Here is a 16,121-nt window from a genome sequence, read left to right as displayed (position 1 = left end):
AGCGGGCGCCTGGAGATTTTCCTATGTCATCTTCCGCCCCGAACGCTGTCCTCTCGGTCAGCGGTATCGGCAAGACCTATGCCCAACCGGTTCTGTCCGACATCACCCTAACGCTCAATCGTGGGGAAGTGCTGGCGCTGACCGGTGAGAACGGCGCCGGTAAAAGCACGTTGTCGAAAATCATCGGCGGGCTGGTCACGCCGACGACCGGGCATATGCAGTTCAACGGCCAGGATTACCGTCCCGGCAGCCGCACCCAGGCTGAAGAACTGGGCGTGCGCATGGTCATGCAGGAGCTCAACCTGCTGCCGACGCTGACCGTGGCCGAAAACCTGTTCCTGGATAATCTGCCCAGCCACTGTGGCTGGATCAGTCGCAAGCAGTTGCGCAAAGCCGCCATCGAAGCCATGGCCCAGGTCGGCCTGGACGCCATCGACCCGGACACCCTGGTCGGCAGCCTCGGTATCGGCCACCAGCAAATGGTCGAGATCGCCCGCAACCTGATCGGCGACTGCCATGTACTGATCCTCGACGAACCCACGGCCATGTTGACTGCCCGTGAAGTCGAGATGCTGTTTGAACAAATCACCCGCCTGCAGGCCCGGGGCGTGGCGATCATCTACATTTCACACCGGCTTGAAGAACTCGCCCGTGTCGCCCAACGCATTGCGGTCCTGCGTGACGGCAAGTTGGTGTGCGTCGAGCCGATGGCCAACTACAACAGCGAGCAACTGGTCACCTTGATGGTCGGTCGCGAGCTGGGCGAGCACATTGACCTGGGCCCGCGCAGCATCGGCGGCCCGGCCTTGACGGTTAAAGGCCTGACCCGCGCGGACAAGGTCCGCGATGTCTCCTTTGAAGTGCGTGCAGGCGAGATCTATGGCATCTCCGGCCTGATCGGCGCCGGTCGCACCGAGTTGCTGCGCCTGATTTTCGGCGCCGACCTGGCCGACAGCGGTACTGTGGCCCTGGGTTCACCGGCCCAAGTGGTGAGCATTCGTTCGCCGGTGGACGCGGTCGGCCATGGCATTGCGCTGATCACCGAGGATCGCAAGGGCGAAGGCCTGCTGTTGACCCAGTCCATCAGCGCCAATATCGCCTTGGGCAACATGCCGGAAATCTCCGGCGGCGGCGTGGTCAACAGCCGCGACGAAACCGCCTTGGCCAAGCGCCAGATCGACGCCATGCGTATCCGCAGTTCCAGCCCGGCGCAGTTGGTGTCGGAGCTGTCGGGCGGCAACCAGCAGAAAGTCGTGATTGGCCGCTGGCTGGAGCGCGACTGCTCGGTGATGCTGTTCGACGAGCCCACGCGTGGCATCGACGTGGGTGCCAAGTTCGACATTTATGCCTTGCTCGGCGAATTGACCCGCCAGGGCAAAGCGCTGGTGGTGGTGTCCAGTGACCTGCGCGAACTCATGCTGATCTGCGACCGCATCGGCGTGCTGTCTGCCGGCCGCCTGATCGAGACCTTCGAGCGCGACAGCTGGACCCAGGACGAATTGCTCGCCGCCGCCTTTGCCGGCTATCAGAAACGTGATGCGCTGCTCAATGACGCAGTGCTTAGGGATACCCCATGAAAACAACAACTTCCCCCGGTAAAACTGGTGGCAACTTCTACGGCCTGGGCACCTACCTGGGGCTGGCGGGCGCGTTGCTGGCGATGATTGCGCTGTTCTCGGTGCTCAGCGACCACTTCCTGTCCTATGACACCTTCAGCACCCTGGCCAACCAGATTCCAGACCTGATGGTGCTGGCGGTCGGCATGACCTTCATCCTGATCATCGGTGGCATCGATCTGTCAGTGGGCTCGGTGCTGGCACTGGCGGCGTCGGCCGTCAGCGTGGCGATTCTCGGCTGGGGCTGGAGCGTCTTGCCGGCGGCCGTGCTCGGCATGGGCTGCGCAGCATTGGCCGGCACTATCACCGGTTCGATCACCGTGGCCTGGCGGATCCCCTCGTTTATCGTGTCCCTGGGCGTGCTGGAAATGGCCCGTGGCGTGGCGTACCAGATGACCGGTTCGCGCACCGCCTACATCGGCGACTCGTTTGCCTGGCTGTCCAACCCGATTGCCTTTGGGATTTCGCCGTCGTTCATCATCGCCTTGCTGGTGATCATAGCGGCCCAGCTGGTGTTGACCCGCACTGTCTTCGGGCGTTACCTGATCGGCATCGGCACCAACGAAGAGGCCGTGCGCCTGGCGGGGATCAACCCCAAGCCGTATAAAATCCTGGTGTTCAGCCTCATGGGCCTGTTGGCCGGTGTGGCGGCCCTGTTCCAGATTTCACGCCTGGAAGCGGCGGATCCGAATGCTGGCTCCGGCCTGGAGCTGCAAGTGATTGCAGCGGTGGTGATCGGCGGCACCAGCCTGATGGGCGGACGCGGTTCGGTGATCAGCACCTTCTTCGGCGTGTTGATCATTTCGGTATTGGCCGCCGGCCTGGCGCAGATCGGTGCCACGGAACCGACCAAACGCATCATCACCGGGGCCGTGATCGTGATTGCCGTGGTGCTCGACACCTACCGCAGCCAGCGCGCCAGTCGTCGAGGCTGAACCATGGCAACGATCAAGGATGTGGCAGCGCTTGCAGGCATTTCCTACACCACGGTGTCCCACGTGGTGAACAAGACGCGCCCGGTCAGCGAGCCGGTACGGATCAAAGTCGAAGCGGCGATCAAGCAGCTCGACTACGTGCCCAGCGCCGTCGCGCGTTCGCTCAAGGCCAAGACCACGGCAACCATTGGCTTGTTGGTGCCCAACAGCCTCAACCCATACTTTGCCGAACTGGCGCGCGGCATCGAAGATTATTGCGAGCGTAATGGCTACTGCGTGATCCTTTGCAACTCCGATGACAACGCCGAAAAGCAGCGCAGCTATTTGCGCGTGTTGCTGGAGAAGCGCGTCGACGGGTTGATCGTGACCTCGGTGGGCGGCGATGACAGTGGCCTCGCCGCCGGCTTGAGCGCGGTGCGCACGCCGATGGTGATCGTCGACCGGGCGCTGGACGGCATTGATGTCGACCTGGTGCGCATCGACCATGAGCAGGGCGCGTACCTGGCCACCCGGCATTTGCTCGAACTGGGCCACCGGGACATCGCCTGCATCGGCGGCCCGGGCCATACCCGTGTCGCGCAGATGCGCCTGGCGGGGTATCACCGTGCGCTGCGCGAGGCGGGCGTCGAGATGGCGGCTGATCGCGCGCAGGAAAGTGATTTCACCAGCACCGGCGGGTATGCCGCGGCGGTGAAGCTGCTGGCGGAAAACCCGCCCAGTGCGATTTTCGCCAGCAACGACATGATCGGTTTCGGTGTATTGCGCGCCGCTGCCGAGCGTAATATCCGTGTACCCGGCGAGCTGTCGGTGATCGGGTTCGATGACATTCAAATGGGTCGCTATGTCTACCCGGCGTTGACCACGGTCGGGCAGTCGATCGTGCAACTGGGCGAGACCGCTGCCGAGCTTTTATTGCGACGAATTGCAACACCCCAACTGCCGATCGATCAACGGATCGTGACGCCGAGCATCGTGTTGCGCGAGTCGACGGCGCCTATCGCCGGTACGTTTGCGCAATACCGCTGAACCGAATTGATGAGTACTGATGTATGCCAGCAAAAGTAGTGGTAGTAGGCAGCTTGAACATGGACCTGGTCACCCGTGCCAGCCGGCTGCCGCGTGCCGGTGAAACCTTGGTTGGCCAGACGTTTTCCACCGTGCCCGGCGGTAAGGGGGCGAACCAGGCTGTGGCGTCGGCGCGGCTCGGGGCGGAGGTCGCGATGGTCGGCTGCGTCGGCAGCGATGCGTATGGCACTCAGCTGCGTGACGCGTTGCAGGTGGAAGGCATCGATTGCCAGGCCGTCAGCATCGTAGATGGCTCCAGCGGCGTGGCGTTGATTGTGGTCGATGACAACAGCCAGAACGCCATCGTGATCGTTGCCGGCAGCAATGGTCAGCTGACGCCTGCTTCGTTGCAGGCGTTTGATGCCGTGCTGCAGGCGGCCGACGTGATCGTCTGCCAGCTGGAAGTGCCGATGGAGACCGTGGGTTATGCCCTCAAGCGCGGTCGCGAACTGGGCAAGACGGTGATCCTCAACCCGGCCCCGGCCAGCGCGCCCTTGCCGGCCGAATGGTACGCCTCGATCGACTACCTGATCCCCAACGAAAGCGAAGCCAGTGCGCTGAGCGGCGTGACGGTTGATTCCCTCGACAGCGCCAAGGTCGCTGCGACGCAGTTGATCAAGGCGGGCGCCGGTAAGGTCATCATCACCCTGGGGGCCCAGGGCGCGCTGTTTACTGACGGCCAAGTGTTCGAGCATTTGCCGGCACCCAAGGTCAAGGCAGTGGACACCACTGCGGCCGGCGATACGTTTGTCGGTGGCTTCGCAGCAGCACTGGCCAATGGCAAGCGCGAAGCCGAGGCGATTCGTTTTGGCCAGGTCGCGGCAGCGCTGTCGGTCACTCGTGCCGGTGCGCAACCCTCCATTCCCACGCTGCACGACGTACAAGGTTTTGTGCCCTCATGAAAAAGACCCCTCTGCTCAATATCGCCCTGTCGCGCGTGATCGCCTCCCTGGGTCACGGCGACATCCTGGTGATCGGCGATGCCGGCTTGCCGGTACCGCCCGGCGTCGAGTTGATCGACCTGGCGTTGACCCAGGGCATCCCGGATTTCATCAGCACCTTGCGCATCGTGCTCAGTGAGATGCAGGTGGAAAGCCATGTGCTGGCCGAAGAGATCCTGCTCAAGCAGCCGCCGGCGCTGGCCGAGCTCAATACGCTCACCGAACAGGCGGCCCTGGGTGAGCGGCGGCTGGTCAACCATGACGAATTCAAACAACTCAGCCGCAAGGCGCGCGCCGTGGTGCGCACCGGCGAATGCCAGCCTTACTGCAATATCGCGCTGGTGTCCGGCGTAACCTTCTAGAGTTCCCAACGACAAGGAGTGTTTTATGCAACGTGGTCTCCCAACCCTGAAAAATCTGTTTCGGAGTGTTCTGCTTTTGTCCGCGCTCACTGCTGCAAGCGCCCAAGCGGCGGAAAAAATCGACCTGATCATCGACACCGATCCTGGCGCCGATGATGTGGTGGCGTTGCTGTTCGCCATGGCCTCGCCGGATGAGTTGAACATTCGTGCGCTGACCACCGTCGCCGGCAACGTGCGCCTGGACAAGACCTCTCGCAACGCACGCCTGGCGCGCGAGTGGGCGGGGCGCGAGGACATTCCGGTGTACGCCGGTGCGCCACAGCCACTGCTGCGCACGCCGATCTACGCCGAGAACATCCATGGCAAGGAGGGGATTTCCGGGGTCACCGTGCATGAACCGAAAAAGGGCCTGGCTGACGGCAATGCCGTCGACTACCTGATCAAGACCCTGAGCACCGCCAAGCCCCACAGCATCACTATCGCCATGCTCGGTCCGCAGACCAACCTCGCACTGGCGCTGACCCAGGCGCCTGGAATCACCCAAGGCATCAAGGAAGTGGTGGTGATGGGCGGTGCGCACTTCAATGGCGGCAATATCACGCCTGTGGCCGAGTTCAACCTGTTCGCGGACCCGATAGCGGCCGAGATCGTGCTCAAGAGCGGGGTGAAGCTGACTTACCTGCCGCTGGACGTGACCCACAAGGTCCTGACCAGTGAAGCGCGCCTGAAACAGATCGCCGATATCAAGAACAACGCGAGCAAGATCGTCGGCGATATCCTGAATGAATACGTCAAGGGCGACATGGAGCACTACGGCATCCCCGGCGGCCCGGTGCATGACGCTACCGTGGTTGCCTACCTGCTCAAGCCTTCGCTGTTCAGCGGCCGTGAGGTCAATGTGGTGGTGGACAGCCGTGAAGGCCCGACCTTCGGCCAGACCATCGTCGATTGGTACGACGGCCTGAAACAACCGAAGAACGCGTTCTGGGTTGAAAACGGCGACGCCCAGGGCTTCTTCGACCTGCTGACCGAGCGCCTCGCGCGTCTGAAGTAATGCTGTTGCCGGTCGGCGCTCGCCGGCCGGTTCTTATTCGCGCTCGGGGTCGTGTGCGCCCATGTGGTCGGCCGGGTATTTCTCGAATATCTGGCCGATGAAGGCTTGCGCCGCCTGGGTGCCGAGTTCCTTGACCAGCAGGTCGATACCGATGATCGCCAATTCCTCCGGGCTTCCGGGGCTGTAGGAGCTCTGTCCTTGGGGCCACTTGGCTTTGATGTCGGCTTGGAGGGTTACGGTGGTCATGGAAATCTCACGGGGCTGAAAGTACTGGGCAATGCGCTGGAACGCGGTTCTCACGGGCGCAGTTAACCATTTTGCGCGGCGTTTGGCACTGCTACTTAGGCATCAAGCGCTTCGGCAGATGCCCAGCCCTGTGCGACACTGTCCGCCTGTCCAATTGCCGGGGAACACCGCGTGCAGATCGATTTGAACAACCCCGAGAACCTGACCCTGGCTGCCGTGCGTCAACTGATCGCCAGCGCCAGCGACGACGAACATACCCAGTTGCGGGTGACCAAGGGCGGCATTGCCTACATCTCTTCCGGGAAGGCTGTGGGCGGCGTGGACATCGATGGGCTGCTGTTTCGCCTGGAAACCTGGGCCAAAGGCTCTGGATACGTAGGCAATGTGGCGGCAAGCGATGAGGTATGGGTCACGCAGATTTTCAATGCGTTGAAGCAGAACTGGCCGAAGCCGCCGTTTGACTACATCGATATCTACTGATTGTTTTCATATCTGGTCACGATTGACCGGGCGAATGCCGGTGCAGAGTCAGGCAGACTTGCCCGGCGGCGGTTTACGTCTTGAAACCAATCCGCGCGACTGCTGTCGCACGATCTCTGTCCATTTTTTATCATAGGAGGCTTCATGCCTTGGAAGCTCGCATCATTCGGTACTTTGTTGGCAGCACTCGCGTTGGCGGGTTGCAGCACCCAGGGTGCCTCTGAGCCAGCCAAAGACGCCGCCGTGGCCGATGCCGGTCATAGCCGCTGTGAGTCGAAGGCCGCCGAATTCACGATCGGCCAGAAAGCTTCGCCCCAGTTGCTGGAGCAGGCCCGTACCCGTGCCGGTGCGCAGAACGCGCGCATCCTCAAGCCCAACGATATGATCACCCTGGAATACCGCTCCGACCGCTTGAACCTCAACACCGACGATAACCTGGTGATCACGCGGGTCAATTGCGGCTGATAGCCTGCCGGCTTTTGCAGCGCGCATAAAAAACCCCGTCACATGGACGGGGTTTTTTTTAGCTCAGCGGAGAATTACTCGCCGCGAACCTGTGCAGCTTGCATACCCTTTTGGCCTTTCTCAGCCACGAAGGAAACGGTTTGGCCTTCTTTCAGGCTTTTGAAACCGTCGCTTTCGATAGCTTTGAAGTGTACGAACAGGTCGTCACCGCCACCTTGAGGAGTGATGAAGCCGAAGCCTTTTTCATCGTTGAACCATTTAACGGTGCCGGTTTGGCGATTAGACATGGTGTATCTCCAAGAAACATATATTTTCAGTAGTGCTGTGCTGCTCAGGCCAACTGGGCACACTGGGCTATCATAGTCGAAATGTTCGACTTGGGAGCCCCCCCAAGGCATTGTTTGCTAATCAATAGCGTTGCGTTTAGTGCTGTTCTTGGCTGAAAGCCCCGATCTACGGGGCTTTAGCACGAAATATCAGCTGTTAAAAAAAGCCGTAAAAGCTGCGTAATTTGTGCGAAATGGCAGTTTTCAGGCCTTTTTTTCAGCAAAACGACCGTCTGATTTCGGGTCGTAGTTACTTTTTCTTCACGACTTTGCACGACGTAATCGCCGCGACTGCCTTGTTCTTGAGCGCAGGATCCGCGTTCTGATTGGTCATCAGCTCCTTGATCTCGGCAGTGCTCAATTCTGCGTTGATCTTGTCGGCGCCACATTCGCAATGGTCTTTGGCAGTTTTGGCGTCCACGTTCTGTTGGGCGGCTGCACTGCAGTCTTTAACGAAGCTGTCACGGGCACCGGCTGGCCAGTTGGATGGGGCTGCAGCCTGCGCGCCGAGGGAAAGGAGGCTCAGGGTAGCGGCGAGAGCGAGGGTAGAGGTGAAACGCATCATGGGATGCTCCTTTGGGTCGAGGACGAACGGCGATTCTCAGTGGGTTTGAGGCATGGCGTACAGCTCAAGTTCACTTTTGCAGCTATAAAGGCCGGAATTTGCGTTTACGCAGGATGCCGTCGGCGCGATGACCGTTCATCTGTGCTAGCATCTTGCGCTTGGCGAATTCCGGGCGTGCCAATTGCCGCCTTGCCATGTTTCTTTTTAGCTCACTCCAGTCACTCTGGTTCGATTATCGGTTGGCCGAAAGGCTCCTGCCGCTGTAAGGCAGGCGTTCATCACTGAACGGCCTGGTGTTGGATCTTGTACTGGCTCATCCCAACCCACGTGACCTTTGGTAGGGGTCACCACTAGGAGAGGAGGCGCCATGCCAACTATTACTCTTCCCGACGGCAGTCAACGTTCATTCGATCATTCGGTTTCCGTAGCCGAGGTCGCCGCATCCATTGGTGCAGGCCTGGCCAAGGCCACCGTGGCCGGCAAGGTCGACGGCAAGCTGGTGGATGCCAGCGACCTGATCACTCGTGACGCCAGCCTGCAAATCATCACGCCCAAGGATCAAGAGGGGCTGGAGATCATTCGCCACTCTTGCGCGCACTTGATTGGCCATGCGGTCAAGCAGCTGTACCCGACCGCGAAGATGGTCATCGGCCCGGTCATCGAAGAAGGCTTCTATTACGATATCGCCTACGAGCGTCCTTTCACCCCGGACGACCTGGCGGCTATCGAGCAGCGCATGCACGCGCTGATCGAAAAAGATTACGACGTGATCAAGAAGGTCACGCCGCGCGCCGAAGTGATCGACGTGTTCACCGCCCGTGGCGAAGACTACAAGCTGCGTCTGGTGGAAGACATGCCGGACGAGCAGGCCATGGGCCTGTATTACCACGAAGAATATGTCGACATGTGCCGTGGCCCGCACGTGCCGAATACACGCTTCCTCAAGTCGTTCAAGCTGACCAAGCTCTCCGGTGCCTACTGGCGCGGCGACGCGAAGAACGAGCAGCTGCAGCGGATCTACGGCACTGCCTGGGCTGACAAGAAGCAGCTGGCGGCCTACATCCAGCGCATCGAAGAAGCTGAAAAACGCGATCACCGCAAGATCGGCAAGCGCCTGAACCTGTTCCACCTCCAGGAAGAAGCGCCGGGCATGGTGTTCTGGCACCCGAACGGCTGGACCCTGTACCAGGTGCTCGAGCAATACATGCGCAAGGTTCAGCGCGAAAACGGCTACCTGGAGATCAAGACTCCACAAGTCGTTGACCGCAGCCTGTGGGAGAAATCCGGGCACTGGGCCAACTACGCCGACAACATGTTCACCACTCAGTCGGAAAACCGCGACTACGCCATCAAGCCGATGAACTGCCCGTGCCACGTGCAGGTGTTCAACCAGGGCCTGAAGAGCTACCGCGAGTTGCCGATGCGCCTGGCCGAGTTCGGTGCCTGCCACCGTAACGAGCCCTCGGGTGCGCTGCACGGCATCATGCGTGTGCGCGGCTTCACCCAGGACGACGCCCACATCTTCTGCACCGAAGAGCAGATGCAGGCCGAATCCGCCGCGTTCATCAAGCTGACCATGGATGTCTATCGCGATTTCGGCTTTACCGAAGTCGAAATGAAGCTGTCCACTCGTCCGGAAAAACGCGTCGGTTCCGACGAGCTGTGGGATCGCGCCGAAGCTGCCCTGGCCGCAGCGCTAGACAGTGCGGGCCTTGCGTACGACCTGCAGCCGGGCGAGGGGGCCTTCTACGGGCCGAAGATCGAGTTCTCGCTGAAAGATTGCCTTGGCCGTGTCTGGCAATGTGGTACCTTGCAGCTCGATTTTAACCTGCCGATCCGTCTGGGAGCCGAATACGTCTCTGAAGACAACAGCCGTAAACACCCGGTTATGCTGCACCGGGCGATCCTCGGCTCGTTCGAACGGTTCGTCGGGATCCTGATCGAGCACTACGAGGGTGCATTCCCTGCGTGGCTGGCTCCGACCCAGGCAGTGATCATGAATATCACTGATAAACAGGCAGATTTTGCCGCTGAAGTTGAAAAAACTCTCAACGAAAGCGGATTTCGTGCCAAGTCCGACTTGAGAAATGAAAAGATCGGCTTTAAAATCCGCGAGCATACTTTGCTCAAGGTTCCCTATCTTTTGGTTATCGGAGATCGGGAAGTCGAGATGCAGACTGTCGCTGTGCGTACTCGTGAAGGTGCTGACCTGGGCTCGATGCCCGTCGCCCAGTTCGCTGAGTTCCTCGCGCAAGCGGTTTCCCGGCGTGGTCGCCCAGATTCGGAGTAATTATTATTAAGCGTGAAATGAGACAAGATAAACGAGCTGCACCGAAAGCCCCGATCAACGAGAATATCTCGGCACGCGAGGTTCGGTTAATTGGCGCTGACGGCGAGCAGATTGGCATCGTCTCGATTGATGAAGCGCTTCGTATCGCTGAAGAGTCCAAATTGGACCTGGTGGAAATCTCCGCCGACGCAGTCCCGCCTGTTTGCCGGGTGATGGACTACGGCAAGTCGATCTTCGAGAAGAAGAAGCAGATTGCTGCGGCGAAGAAAAACCAGAAGCAGATTCAAGTAAAAGAAATCAAGTTTCGTCCAGGGACGGAGGAAGGGGATTACCAGGTAAAACTGCGCAACCTGGTACGTTTCCTGAGTGATGGGGACAGGGCCAAGGTATCCTTGCGATTCCGCGGCCGTGAGATGGCCCACCAGGAGCTGGGGATGGAACTCCTCAAGCGGGTTGAAGCTGACCTGCTCGAGTACGGTTCGGTCGAACAGCATCCTAAGATGGAAGGACGCCAGCTGATCATGGTCATCGCCCCGAAAAAGAAGAAGTAATCAACAGGGCACGGCAGGCCTTCTGATTATGTTTATCAACTGAATGCGGAGTATCCGAACATGCCAAAGATGAAGACTAAAAGTGGTGCTGCTAAGCGGTTTCTGAAAACTGCTAACGGTATCAAGCACAAGCACGCTTTCAAGAGCCACATCCTGACCAAAATGTCGACCAAGCGTAAGCGTCAACTGCGCGGTAGCAGCTTGCTGCATCCGTCTGACGTGGCAAAAGTCGAGCGCATGCTGCGCCTTCGTTAATTTTTGGATCAAGAATAGAGGAAGTAACTCATGGCTCGTGTAAAGCGTGGCGTCATTGCCCGTAAACGTCACAAAAAAATTCTGAAACTTGCTAAAGGCTACTACGGCGCACGCTCACGCGTATTCCGTGTTGCCAAGCAAGCGGTAATCAAGGCAGGCCAATACGCCTACCGTGACCGTCGTCAGAAAAAACGTCAGTTCCGCGCTCTGTGGATCGCTCGTATCAACGCTGGTGCTCGTGTTAACGGTCTGTCCTACAGCCGTTTCATCGCTGGCCTGAAAAAAGCGTCCATCGAGATCGACCGTAAGGTTCTGGCTGATCTGGCAGTGAACGAAAAAGCGGCGTTTGCTGCGATTGTCGAGAAAGCTAAAGCCACCTTGGCTTAAGTACCCCCGACAGTCACCCTGGGTCACTCCTGTGGCCCAAGGTGTTAAACGTCATAAATAGGGGAAGAGCCTTCAAGCTCTTCCCCTATTTTGTATCTGGAGTCTGTACATGGAAAACCTGGACGCGCTCGTCGCTCAAGCTCTTGAGGCTGTGCAAAGCGCTGAAGATATCAATGCCCTGGAGCAAATCCGGGTTCACTACCTTGGCAAAAAGGGCGAATTGACTCAGGTGATGAAGACCCTGGGGAATTTGCCGGCTGAAGAGCGTCCGCAAGTCGGTGCGCTGATCAACGTTGCCAAGGAGCGTGTCACAGAGGTGCTCAATGCGCGCAAGGCGTCGCTCGAGGAGGCCGATCTAGCGGCCAAGCTCGCCGCCGAGTCGATTGACGTGACCTTGCCTGGCCGTGGCCAGGCCTCGGGCGGTCTGCATCCGATCACCCGGACTCTGGAACGAATCGAGCAGTTCTTCACCCACATCGGCTACGGCATTGCCGAAGGCCCTGAGGTCGAGGACGACTATCACAACTTCGAGGCGCTCAACATCCCAGGCCATCACCCGGCCCGGTCGATGCACGACACCTTCTATTTCAACGCGAACATGCTGTTGCGCACCCATACCTCGCCGGTACAGGTCCGCACCATGGAAGCGAACAAGCCGCCGATCCGCATCGTCTGCCCAGGCCGTGTGTACCGTAGCGACTCCGATATCACCCACTCGCCGATGTTCCACCAGGTCGAAGGCCTGCTGGTTGATCGCGACATCAACTTTGCCGATCTCAAGGGCACCATCGAAGAGTTCCTGCGGGTGTTCTTCGAGAAAGAGCTGGCGGTGCGCTTCCGTCCTTCGTTCTTCCCGTTCACCGAGCCGTCCGCCGAAGTCGACATGGAATGCGTGATGTGCAGCGGTAAAGGCTGCCGCGTCTGCAAGCAGACCGGCTGGCTGGAAGTGATGGGCTGCGGCATGGTTCACCCCAACGTGCTGCGCATGTCCGGGATCGACCCGGAAGAGTTCTCGGGCTTTGCCTTCGGCATGGGCGTCGAGCGTCTGGCCATGCTGCGTTACGGCGTGAATGACTTGCGTCTGTTCTTCGACAACGACTTGCGGTTCCTCGCGCAATTTCGCTAGTCGTAACGAATCTTTAGGAGAGCAGGATGAAATTCAGTGAACAATGGCTGCGTGGCTGGGTAAGCCCGCAGGTGGGTCGCGACGAGCTGGTTGCTCGTCTGTCGATGGCCGGCCTCGAGGTCGATAGCGTGACGCCGGCCGCCGGTGTTTTCAGTGGCGTGGTGGTGGGCGAGGTGCTGAGCACCGAGCAACATCCAGACGCCGACAAATTGCGTGTGTGCCAGGTCAGTAATGGCGCGCAGACCTTCCAGGTCGTGTGCGGAGCGCCTAACGTGCGCCCGGGCCTGAAGATCCCGTTCGCCATGATCGGTGCCGAGCTGCCAGGCGACTTCAAGATCAAGAAGGCCAAGCTGCGTGGCGTCGAGTCCAACGGCATGCTGTGCTCCCAGGCCGAGCTGCAGGTGGGCGAGGGCAACGACGGCTTGATGGAGCTGCCGGCCGACGCGCCGGTTGGCCAGGACATTCGTGTCTACCTGGAACTGGAAGACGCCAGCATCGAGGTCGACCTGACCCCGAACCGTGGCGACTGCCTGTCCCTGGCCGGCCTGGCCCGTGAAGTGGGCGCGCTGTACAACGCCCCCGTGACCCGCCCCGTGGTCGCTCCTGTAGCGGCAGTGCACGATGAAGTGCGCTCGATCGAAGTGCTGGCACCCAACGCCTGCCCACGTTACCTGGGTCGGGTAATCCGTAACGTCGACCTGTCCAAGCCTACTCCGCTGTGGATGGTCGAGCGTCTGCGTCGCGCTGACGTGCGCAGCATCGATGCCGCTGTCGACATCACCAACTACGTGATGTTGGAATTGGGCCAACCGCTGCACGCGTTCGATCTCGCCGAAATCAACGGTGGCATCCGCGTACGCATGGCCGAAGAAGGCGAGAAGCTGGTGCTGCTCGATGGCCAGGAAGTCAGCCTGCGTGCCGATACCCTGGTAATCGCCGACCATTCCCGCGCCCTGGCCATTGCCGGTGTGATGGGTGGCGAGCACAGCGGTGTATCCGCGACTACCCGCGATATCTTCCTGGAGAGCGCGTTTTTCGACCAGATCGCCATCGCTGGAAAGGCGCGTTCCTACGGCCTGCACACCGATGCCTCGCACCGCTACGAGCGTGGTGTGGACTGGAAACTCGCCCGTGAAGCCATGGAGCGCGCCACGGGCCTGCTGCTGGAAATCACCGGTGGTGAAGCGGGTCCGATCACTGAAACCGTCAGTGAGCAGTACCTGCCGTCCATTGCGCCGATTACCCTGCGTGCCAAAAGCGTCGAGCAGATGCTCGGCCTGGTGATCGCGCCGGCTGAAATCGAGCAACTGTTGTCCGCTCTCGGCCTGGGTATTACCGCCGGTGGGGAAGGGCAGTGGCACGTTGAAGTGCCAAGCCATCGCTTCGATATCAGCCTGGAAGTCGACCTGATCGAAGAACTGGCGCGTCTATACGGTTACAACCGTCTGCCGGTTCGCTACCCGCAAGCCCGCCTGGCACCACAACCCAAGGCCGAGGCGCGTGCGCACTTGCCTGAGTTGCGCCGTCTGCTGGTTGCCCGTGGCTACCAGGAAGCGGTGACCTACAGCTTCATCGACCCGAAGCAGTTCGAACTGTTCAACCCGGGCGTCGAGCCGCTGCTGTTGGCCAATCCGATCTCCAATGACATGGCTGCCATGCGTTCGTCGCTGTGGCCTGGCTTGGTGAAGGCGCTTTCCCACAACCTGAACCGTCAGCAAGACCGCGTGCGCATGTTCGAAAGCGGCCTGCGTTTCGTCGGTCAACTCGACGGCCTCAAGCAAGAGCCAATGCTGGCGGGTGTGGTCTGTGGCAGCCGTCTGCCGGAAGGCTGGGCGCAGGGCCGCGATGGCGTGGACTTCTTCGACGTCAAGGCCGACGTGGAAGCGGTACTGGGCTTTGCCGGTGCGCTGGATGACTTCACTTTTGTACCGGGTCAGCATCCGGCACTGCATCCGGGCCAGACTGCACGCATTGAGCGCGAAGGTCGCCTGGTGGGTTTCGTGGGGGCTATTCACCCTGAACTGTCGAAAACCCTGGGGCTGGACCGCCCAGTCTTCGTTTTCGAGCTGGTCCTGGCTGAAGTCGCCGCGGGCAAGATGCCTAAATTCAGCGAGTTGTCGCGCTTCCCTGAAGTGCGTCGCGACCTGGCGCTGATCGCTGACCGTGAAGTGGCCGCCACTGCCGTTCTGGATGTAATCCGTGAAAATGCAGGGGAATGGCTGACAGACCTCAGGCTATTTGACGTCTATCAGGGTAAAGGCATTGATCCGCATAGAAAAAGCCTTGCAGTTGGCTTGACCTGGCAGCATCCATCGCGCACTCTTAATGACGATGAGGTGAATACCACGACACAAAATATCCTCACCTCGCTCGAACAAAGGTTGAACGCCACGTTAAGGAAGTGACGTATGGGGGCTTTGACGAAAGCTGAGATGGCGGAACGTCTGTACGAAGAGTTGGGTCTGAACAAACGCGAGGCCAAGGAATTGGTCGAGCTGTTTTTTGAAGAGATCAGGCACGCTCTGGAAGACAATGAGCAGGTCAAATTGTCCGGTTTCGGCAATTTTGACCTGCGGGACAAACGCCAGCGGCCTGGCCGCAATCCAAAAACGGGAGAAGAAATCCCGATCACGGCTCGCCGTGTGGTCACCTTTCGTCCAGGGCAGAAGTTGAAGGCCCGAGTTGAGGCTTATGCTGGAACCAAGTCATAACGACGAGCTACCCGTCATCCCAGGCAAACGCTACTTCACCATTGGTGAAGTCAGCGAGCTATGCGCGGTAAAGCCGCACGTGCTGCGCTATTGGGAGCAGGAGTTTCCTCAACTCAACCCCGTCAAACGCACCGGGAACCGTCGGTATTATCAGCGCCAGGATGTGCTGATGATCCGACAGATCCGTGCGTTGCTGTACGACCAGGGGTTCACCATCAGTGGTGCGCGCCAGCGCATGTCCGGTGATGAAGCCAAAGACGACACCACCCAATACAAGCAACTGATCCGCCAGATGATCTCCGAACTCGAAGATGTGCTGGTGGTTTTGAAGAAATAAATCCGGCTTTTAAAATACTTCCACATTTCAAAAGCTTGCGGTATATTCCTGATCGCTTCGTTGCGAAGCAAACCCAGTAACACGCCTAGTCGGGGCGTAGCGCAGTCCGGTAGCGCACTAGCATGGGGTGCTAGGGGTCGAGTGTTCGAATCACTCCGTCCCGACCATATAATTCAAGGGGTTGCGAGATTTTATCTCGTGACCCCTTTTTATTTTTGGTCGTTTTTACCCCTACAAAATGACTGGCTCTGGGTGGAATCTTAGGTCGCGCGTAGATTCTGGAAAGGTTGAACAAGGGGGGCGGGAAATTCCACTCGAGGCTCACCCAAGGTCCGAACGTGTGTGCTGTAAATCGATCAGGCACTCAAAGTACAGGTGGCCGACGCACTGAATAGCACCTCGTATAAGA

Annotated in this window: 19 protein-coding genes and 1 tRNA gene; 17 read left to right on the top strand and 3 right to left on the bottom strand. The window is 59.4% G+C overall.

Annotation, left to right across the window (positions count from 1 at the left end):
- Window positions 1–23: 23 nt before the first annotated feature.
- Genes AC07SI_RS14300 through AC07SI_RS14275 form a run of 6 tightly spaced genes read left to right on the top strand, consistent with a single transcriptional unit; the run spans window position 24 to window position 5,973 of the window.
- Window positions 24–1,577 (top strand): sugar ABC transporter ATP-binding protein, encoded by a 1,554-nt coding sequence (locus AC07SI_RS14300; RefSeq protein WP_065903699.1) that lies wholly within the window; start codon window positions 24–26, stop codon window positions 1,575–1,577.
- On the top strand, window positions 1,574–2,551 hold the full coding sequence (locus AC07SI_RS14295; RefSeq protein WP_010209107.1) for an ABC transporter permease: 978 nt from the start codon (window positions 1,574–1,576) through the stop codon (window positions 2,549–2,551). Before AC07SI_RS14300 ends, AC07SI_RS14295 begins: the two co-directional genes overlap by 4 nt.
- Window positions 2,552–2,554: 3 nt before the next feature.
- Entirely contained in the window at window positions 2,555–3,577 is a 1,023-nt protein-coding gene (locus AC07SI_RS14290; RefSeq protein WP_495005932.1) for a LacI family DNA-binding transcriptional regulator, read from the top strand.
- A 23-nt stretch (window positions 3,578–3,600) separates the two neighbouring features.
- Window positions 3,601–4,518, top strand: coding sequence for a ribokinase (gene rbsK, locus AC07SI_RS14285; RefSeq protein ID WP_495005931.1), 918 nt, complete (start codon window positions 3,601–3,603; stop codon window positions 4,516–4,518).
- A complete protein-coding gene (gene rbsD, locus AC07SI_RS14280) occupies window positions 4,515–4,919 on the top strand; it encodes a D-ribose pyranase (RefSeq protein WP_065903671.1) in 405 nt (134 codons plus the stop codon). The genes rbsK and rbsD overlap by 4 nt, the downstream gene beginning before the upstream one ends.
- A 25-nt stretch (window positions 4,920–4,944) precedes the next feature.
- The gene (locus AC07SI_RS14275) at window positions 4,945–5,973 is read left to right on the top strand and encodes a nucleoside hydrolase (RefSeq protein WP_495005930.1); all 1,029 of its coding nucleotides are present in this window, start codon (window positions 4,945–4,947) and stop codon (window positions 5,971–5,973) included.
- Between the two features lie 33 nt (window positions 5,974–6,006).
- Here the strand turns inward: AC07SI_RS14275 and AC07SI_RS14270 are convergent, their stop codons facing one another.
- On the bottom strand, window positions 6,007–6,219 hold the full coding sequence (locus AC07SI_RS14270) for a hypothetical protein (RefSeq protein ID WP_010209115.1): 213 nt from the start codon (window positions 6,217–6,219) through the stop codon (window positions 6,007–6,009).
- Between the two features lie 171 nt (window positions 6,220–6,390).
- Between AC07SI_RS14270 and AC07SI_RS14265 the strand changes: the two genes are divergently transcribed.
- Window positions 6,391–6,699, top strand: a complete 309-nt coding sequence (locus AC07SI_RS14265) for a hypothetical protein (protein ID WP_065903662.1) — start codon at window positions 6,391–6,393, stop codon at window positions 6,697–6,699.
- A gap of 144 nt (window positions 6,700–6,843) precedes the next feature.
- Complete coding sequence (locus AC07SI_RS14260) at window positions 6,844–7,164, top strand: I78 family peptidase inhibitor (RefSeq protein WP_065903659.1); 321 nt, start codon at window positions 6,844–6,846, stop codon at window positions 7,162–7,164.
- Window positions 7,165–7,238: 74 nt separating this feature from the next.
- Here the strand turns inward: AC07SI_RS14260 and AC07SI_RS14255 are convergent, their stop codons facing one another.
- Both AC07SI_RS14255 and AC07SI_RS14250 read right to left on the bottom strand, forming a co-directional pair.
- A complete protein-coding gene (locus tag AC07SI_RS14255; RefSeq protein ID WP_003234260.1) occupies window positions 7,239–7,451 on the bottom strand; it encodes a cold-shock protein in 213 nt (70 codons plus the stop codon).
- 289 nt (window positions 7,452–7,740) lie between these two features.
- Entirely contained in the window at window positions 7,741–8,055 is a 315-nt protein-coding gene (locus tag AC07SI_RS14250; protein WP_083221367.1) for a hypothetical protein, read from the bottom strand.
- A gap of 367 nt (window positions 8,056–8,422) precedes the next feature.
- Between AC07SI_RS14250 and thrS the strand changes: the two genes are divergently transcribed.
- The 9 genes from thrS (at window position 8,423) to AC07SI_RS14205 (ending at window position 15,879) form a co-directional block, all read left to right on the top strand.
- Window positions 8,423–10,345 carry a threonine--tRNA ligase gene (gene thrS, locus AC07SI_RS14245; RefSeq protein WP_065903656.1) on the top strand — a complete coding sequence of 641 codons (1,923 nt, stop codon included), beginning with the start codon at window positions 8,423–8,425 and terminating at the stop codon, window positions 10,343–10,345.
- Complete coding sequence (gene infC, locus AC07SI_RS14240; protein ID WP_169850653.1) at window positions 10,345–10,896, top strand: translation initiation factor IF-3; 552 nt, start codon at window positions 10,345–10,347, stop codon at window positions 10,894–10,896. The genes thrS and infC overlap by 1 nt, the downstream gene beginning before the upstream one ends.
- A gap of 60 nt (window positions 10,897–10,956) precedes the next feature.
- Entirely contained in the window at window positions 10,957–11,151 is a 195-nt protein-coding gene (gene rpmI, locus AC07SI_RS14235; RefSeq protein WP_002553160.1) for a 50S ribosomal protein L35, read from the top strand.
- Between the two features lie 30 nt (window positions 11,152–11,181).
- Window positions 11,182–11,538: a 50S ribosomal protein L20 gene (rplT, locus tag AC07SI_RS14230; RefSeq protein WP_002553161.1), complete on the top strand. Its 357-nt coding sequence runs from the start codon at window positions 11,182–11,184 to the stop codon at window positions 11,536–11,538.
- A gap of 109 nt (window positions 11,539–11,647) precedes the next feature.
- Window positions 11,648–12,664: a phenylalanine--tRNA ligase subunit alpha gene (gene pheS / locus AC07SI_RS14225; RefSeq protein WP_034099107.1), complete on the top strand. Its 1,017-nt coding sequence runs from the start codon at window positions 11,648–11,650 to the stop codon at window positions 12,662–12,664.
- A 26-nt stretch (window positions 12,665–12,690) separates the two neighbouring features.
- Window positions 12,691–15,069 (top strand): phenylalanine--tRNA ligase subunit beta, encoded by a 2,379-nt coding sequence (gene pheT, locus AC07SI_RS14220; protein ID WP_282397102.1) that lies wholly within the window; start codon window positions 12,691–12,693, stop codon window positions 15,067–15,069.
- Between the two features lie 3 nt (window positions 15,070–15,072).
- The gene (ihfA, locus tag AC07SI_RS14215; protein WP_002553164.1) at window positions 15,073–15,375 is read left to right on the top strand and encodes an integration host factor subunit alpha; all 303 of its coding nucleotides are present in this window, start codon (window positions 15,073–15,075) and stop codon (window positions 15,373–15,375) included.
- Window positions 15,356–15,712, top strand: a complete 357-nt coding sequence (locus AC07SI_RS14210) for a MerR family transcriptional regulator (RefSeq protein ID WP_003174972.1) — start codon at window positions 15,356–15,358, stop codon at window positions 15,710–15,712. The genes ihfA and AC07SI_RS14210 overlap by 20 nt, the downstream gene beginning before the upstream one ends.
- Before the next feature lie 90 nt (window positions 15,713–15,802).
- Window positions 15,803–15,879 (top strand) — tRNA-Pro (locus AC07SI_RS14205).
- The last annotated feature ends 242 nt before the right edge of the window (window positions 15,880–16,121 follow it).

The organism is Pseudomonas sp. GW821-FHT05D12, assembly GCF_059419825.1.
Note: the sequence above shows the minus strand (reverse complement) of the source record. Positions and strands in the feature narration are given on the sequence as shown.

What these genes read in the sequence shown, in the direction of transcription:
- AC07SI_RS14300 (WP_065903699.1), top strand. Translation starts at nt 24, where the DNA reads ATGTCATCTTCCGCCCCGAACGCTGTCCTCTCGGTCAGCGGTATCGGC.
- rbsK (WP_495005931.1), top strand. Translation starts at nt 3,601, where the DNA reads ATGCCAGCAAAAGTAGTGGTAGTAGGCAGCTTGAACATGGACCTGGTC.
- AC07SI_RS14260 (WP_065903659.1), top strand. Translation starts at nt 6,844, where the DNA reads ATGCCTTGGAAGCTCGCATCATTCGGTACTTTGTTGGCAGCACTCGCG.
- rpmI (WP_002553160.1), top strand. Translation starts at nt 10,957, where the DNA reads ATGCCAAAGATGAAGACTAAAAGTGGTGCTGCTAAGCGGTTTCTGAAA.
- pheS (WP_034099107.1), top strand. Translation starts at nt 11,648, where the DNA reads ATGGAAAACCTGGACGCGCTCGTCGCTCAAGCTCTTGAGGCTGTGCAA.
- AC07SI_RS14210 (WP_003174972.1), top strand. Translation starts at nt 15,356, where the DNA reads ATGCTGGAACCAAGTCATAACGACGAGCTACCCGTCATCCCAGGCAAA.
- rbsD (WP_065903671.1), top strand. Translation starts at nt 4,515, where the DNA reads ATGAAAAAGACCCCTCTGCTCAATATCGCCCTGTCGCGCGTGATCGCC.
- pheT (WP_282397102.1), top strand. Translation starts at nt 12,691, where the DNA reads ATGAAATTCAGTGAACAATGGCTGCGTGGCTGGGTAAGCCCGCAGGTG.
- AC07SI_RS14270 (WP_010209115.1), bottom strand. Translation starts at nt 6,219, where the DNA reads ATGACCACCGTAACCCTCCAAGCCGACATCAAAGCCAAGTGGCCCCAA.
- AC07SI_RS14290 (WP_495005932.1), top strand. Translation starts at nt 2,555, where the DNA reads ATGGCAACGATCAAGGATGTGGCAGCGCTTGCAGGCATTTCCTACACC.
- thrS (WP_065903656.1), top strand. Translation starts at nt 8,423, where the DNA reads ATGCCAACTATTACTCTTCCCGACGGCAGTCAACGTTCATTCGATCAT.
- AC07SI_RS14250 (WP_083221367.1), bottom strand. Translation starts at nt 8,055, where the DNA reads ATGATGCGTTTCACCTCTACCCTCGCTCTCGCCGCTACCCTGAGCCTC.
- AC07SI_RS14295 (WP_010209107.1), top strand. Translation starts at nt 1,574, where the DNA reads ATGAAAACAACAACTTCCCCCGGTAAAACTGGTGGCAACTTCTACGGC.
- AC07SI_RS14275 (WP_495005930.1), top strand. Translation starts at nt 4,945, where the DNA reads ATGCAACGTGGTCTCCCAACCCTGAAAAATCTGTTTCGGAGTGTTCTG.
- ihfA (WP_002553164.1), top strand. Translation starts at nt 15,073, where the DNA reads ATGGGGGCTTTGACGAAAGCTGAGATGGCGGAACGTCTGTACGAAGAG.
- AC07SI_RS14255 (WP_003234260.1), bottom strand. Translation starts at nt 7,451, where the DNA reads ATGTCTAATCGCCAAACCGGCACCGTTAAATGGTTCAACGATGAAAAA.
- rplT (WP_002553161.1), top strand. Translation starts at nt 11,182, where the DNA reads ATGGCTCGTGTAAAGCGTGGCGTCATTGCCCGTAAACGTCACAAAAAA.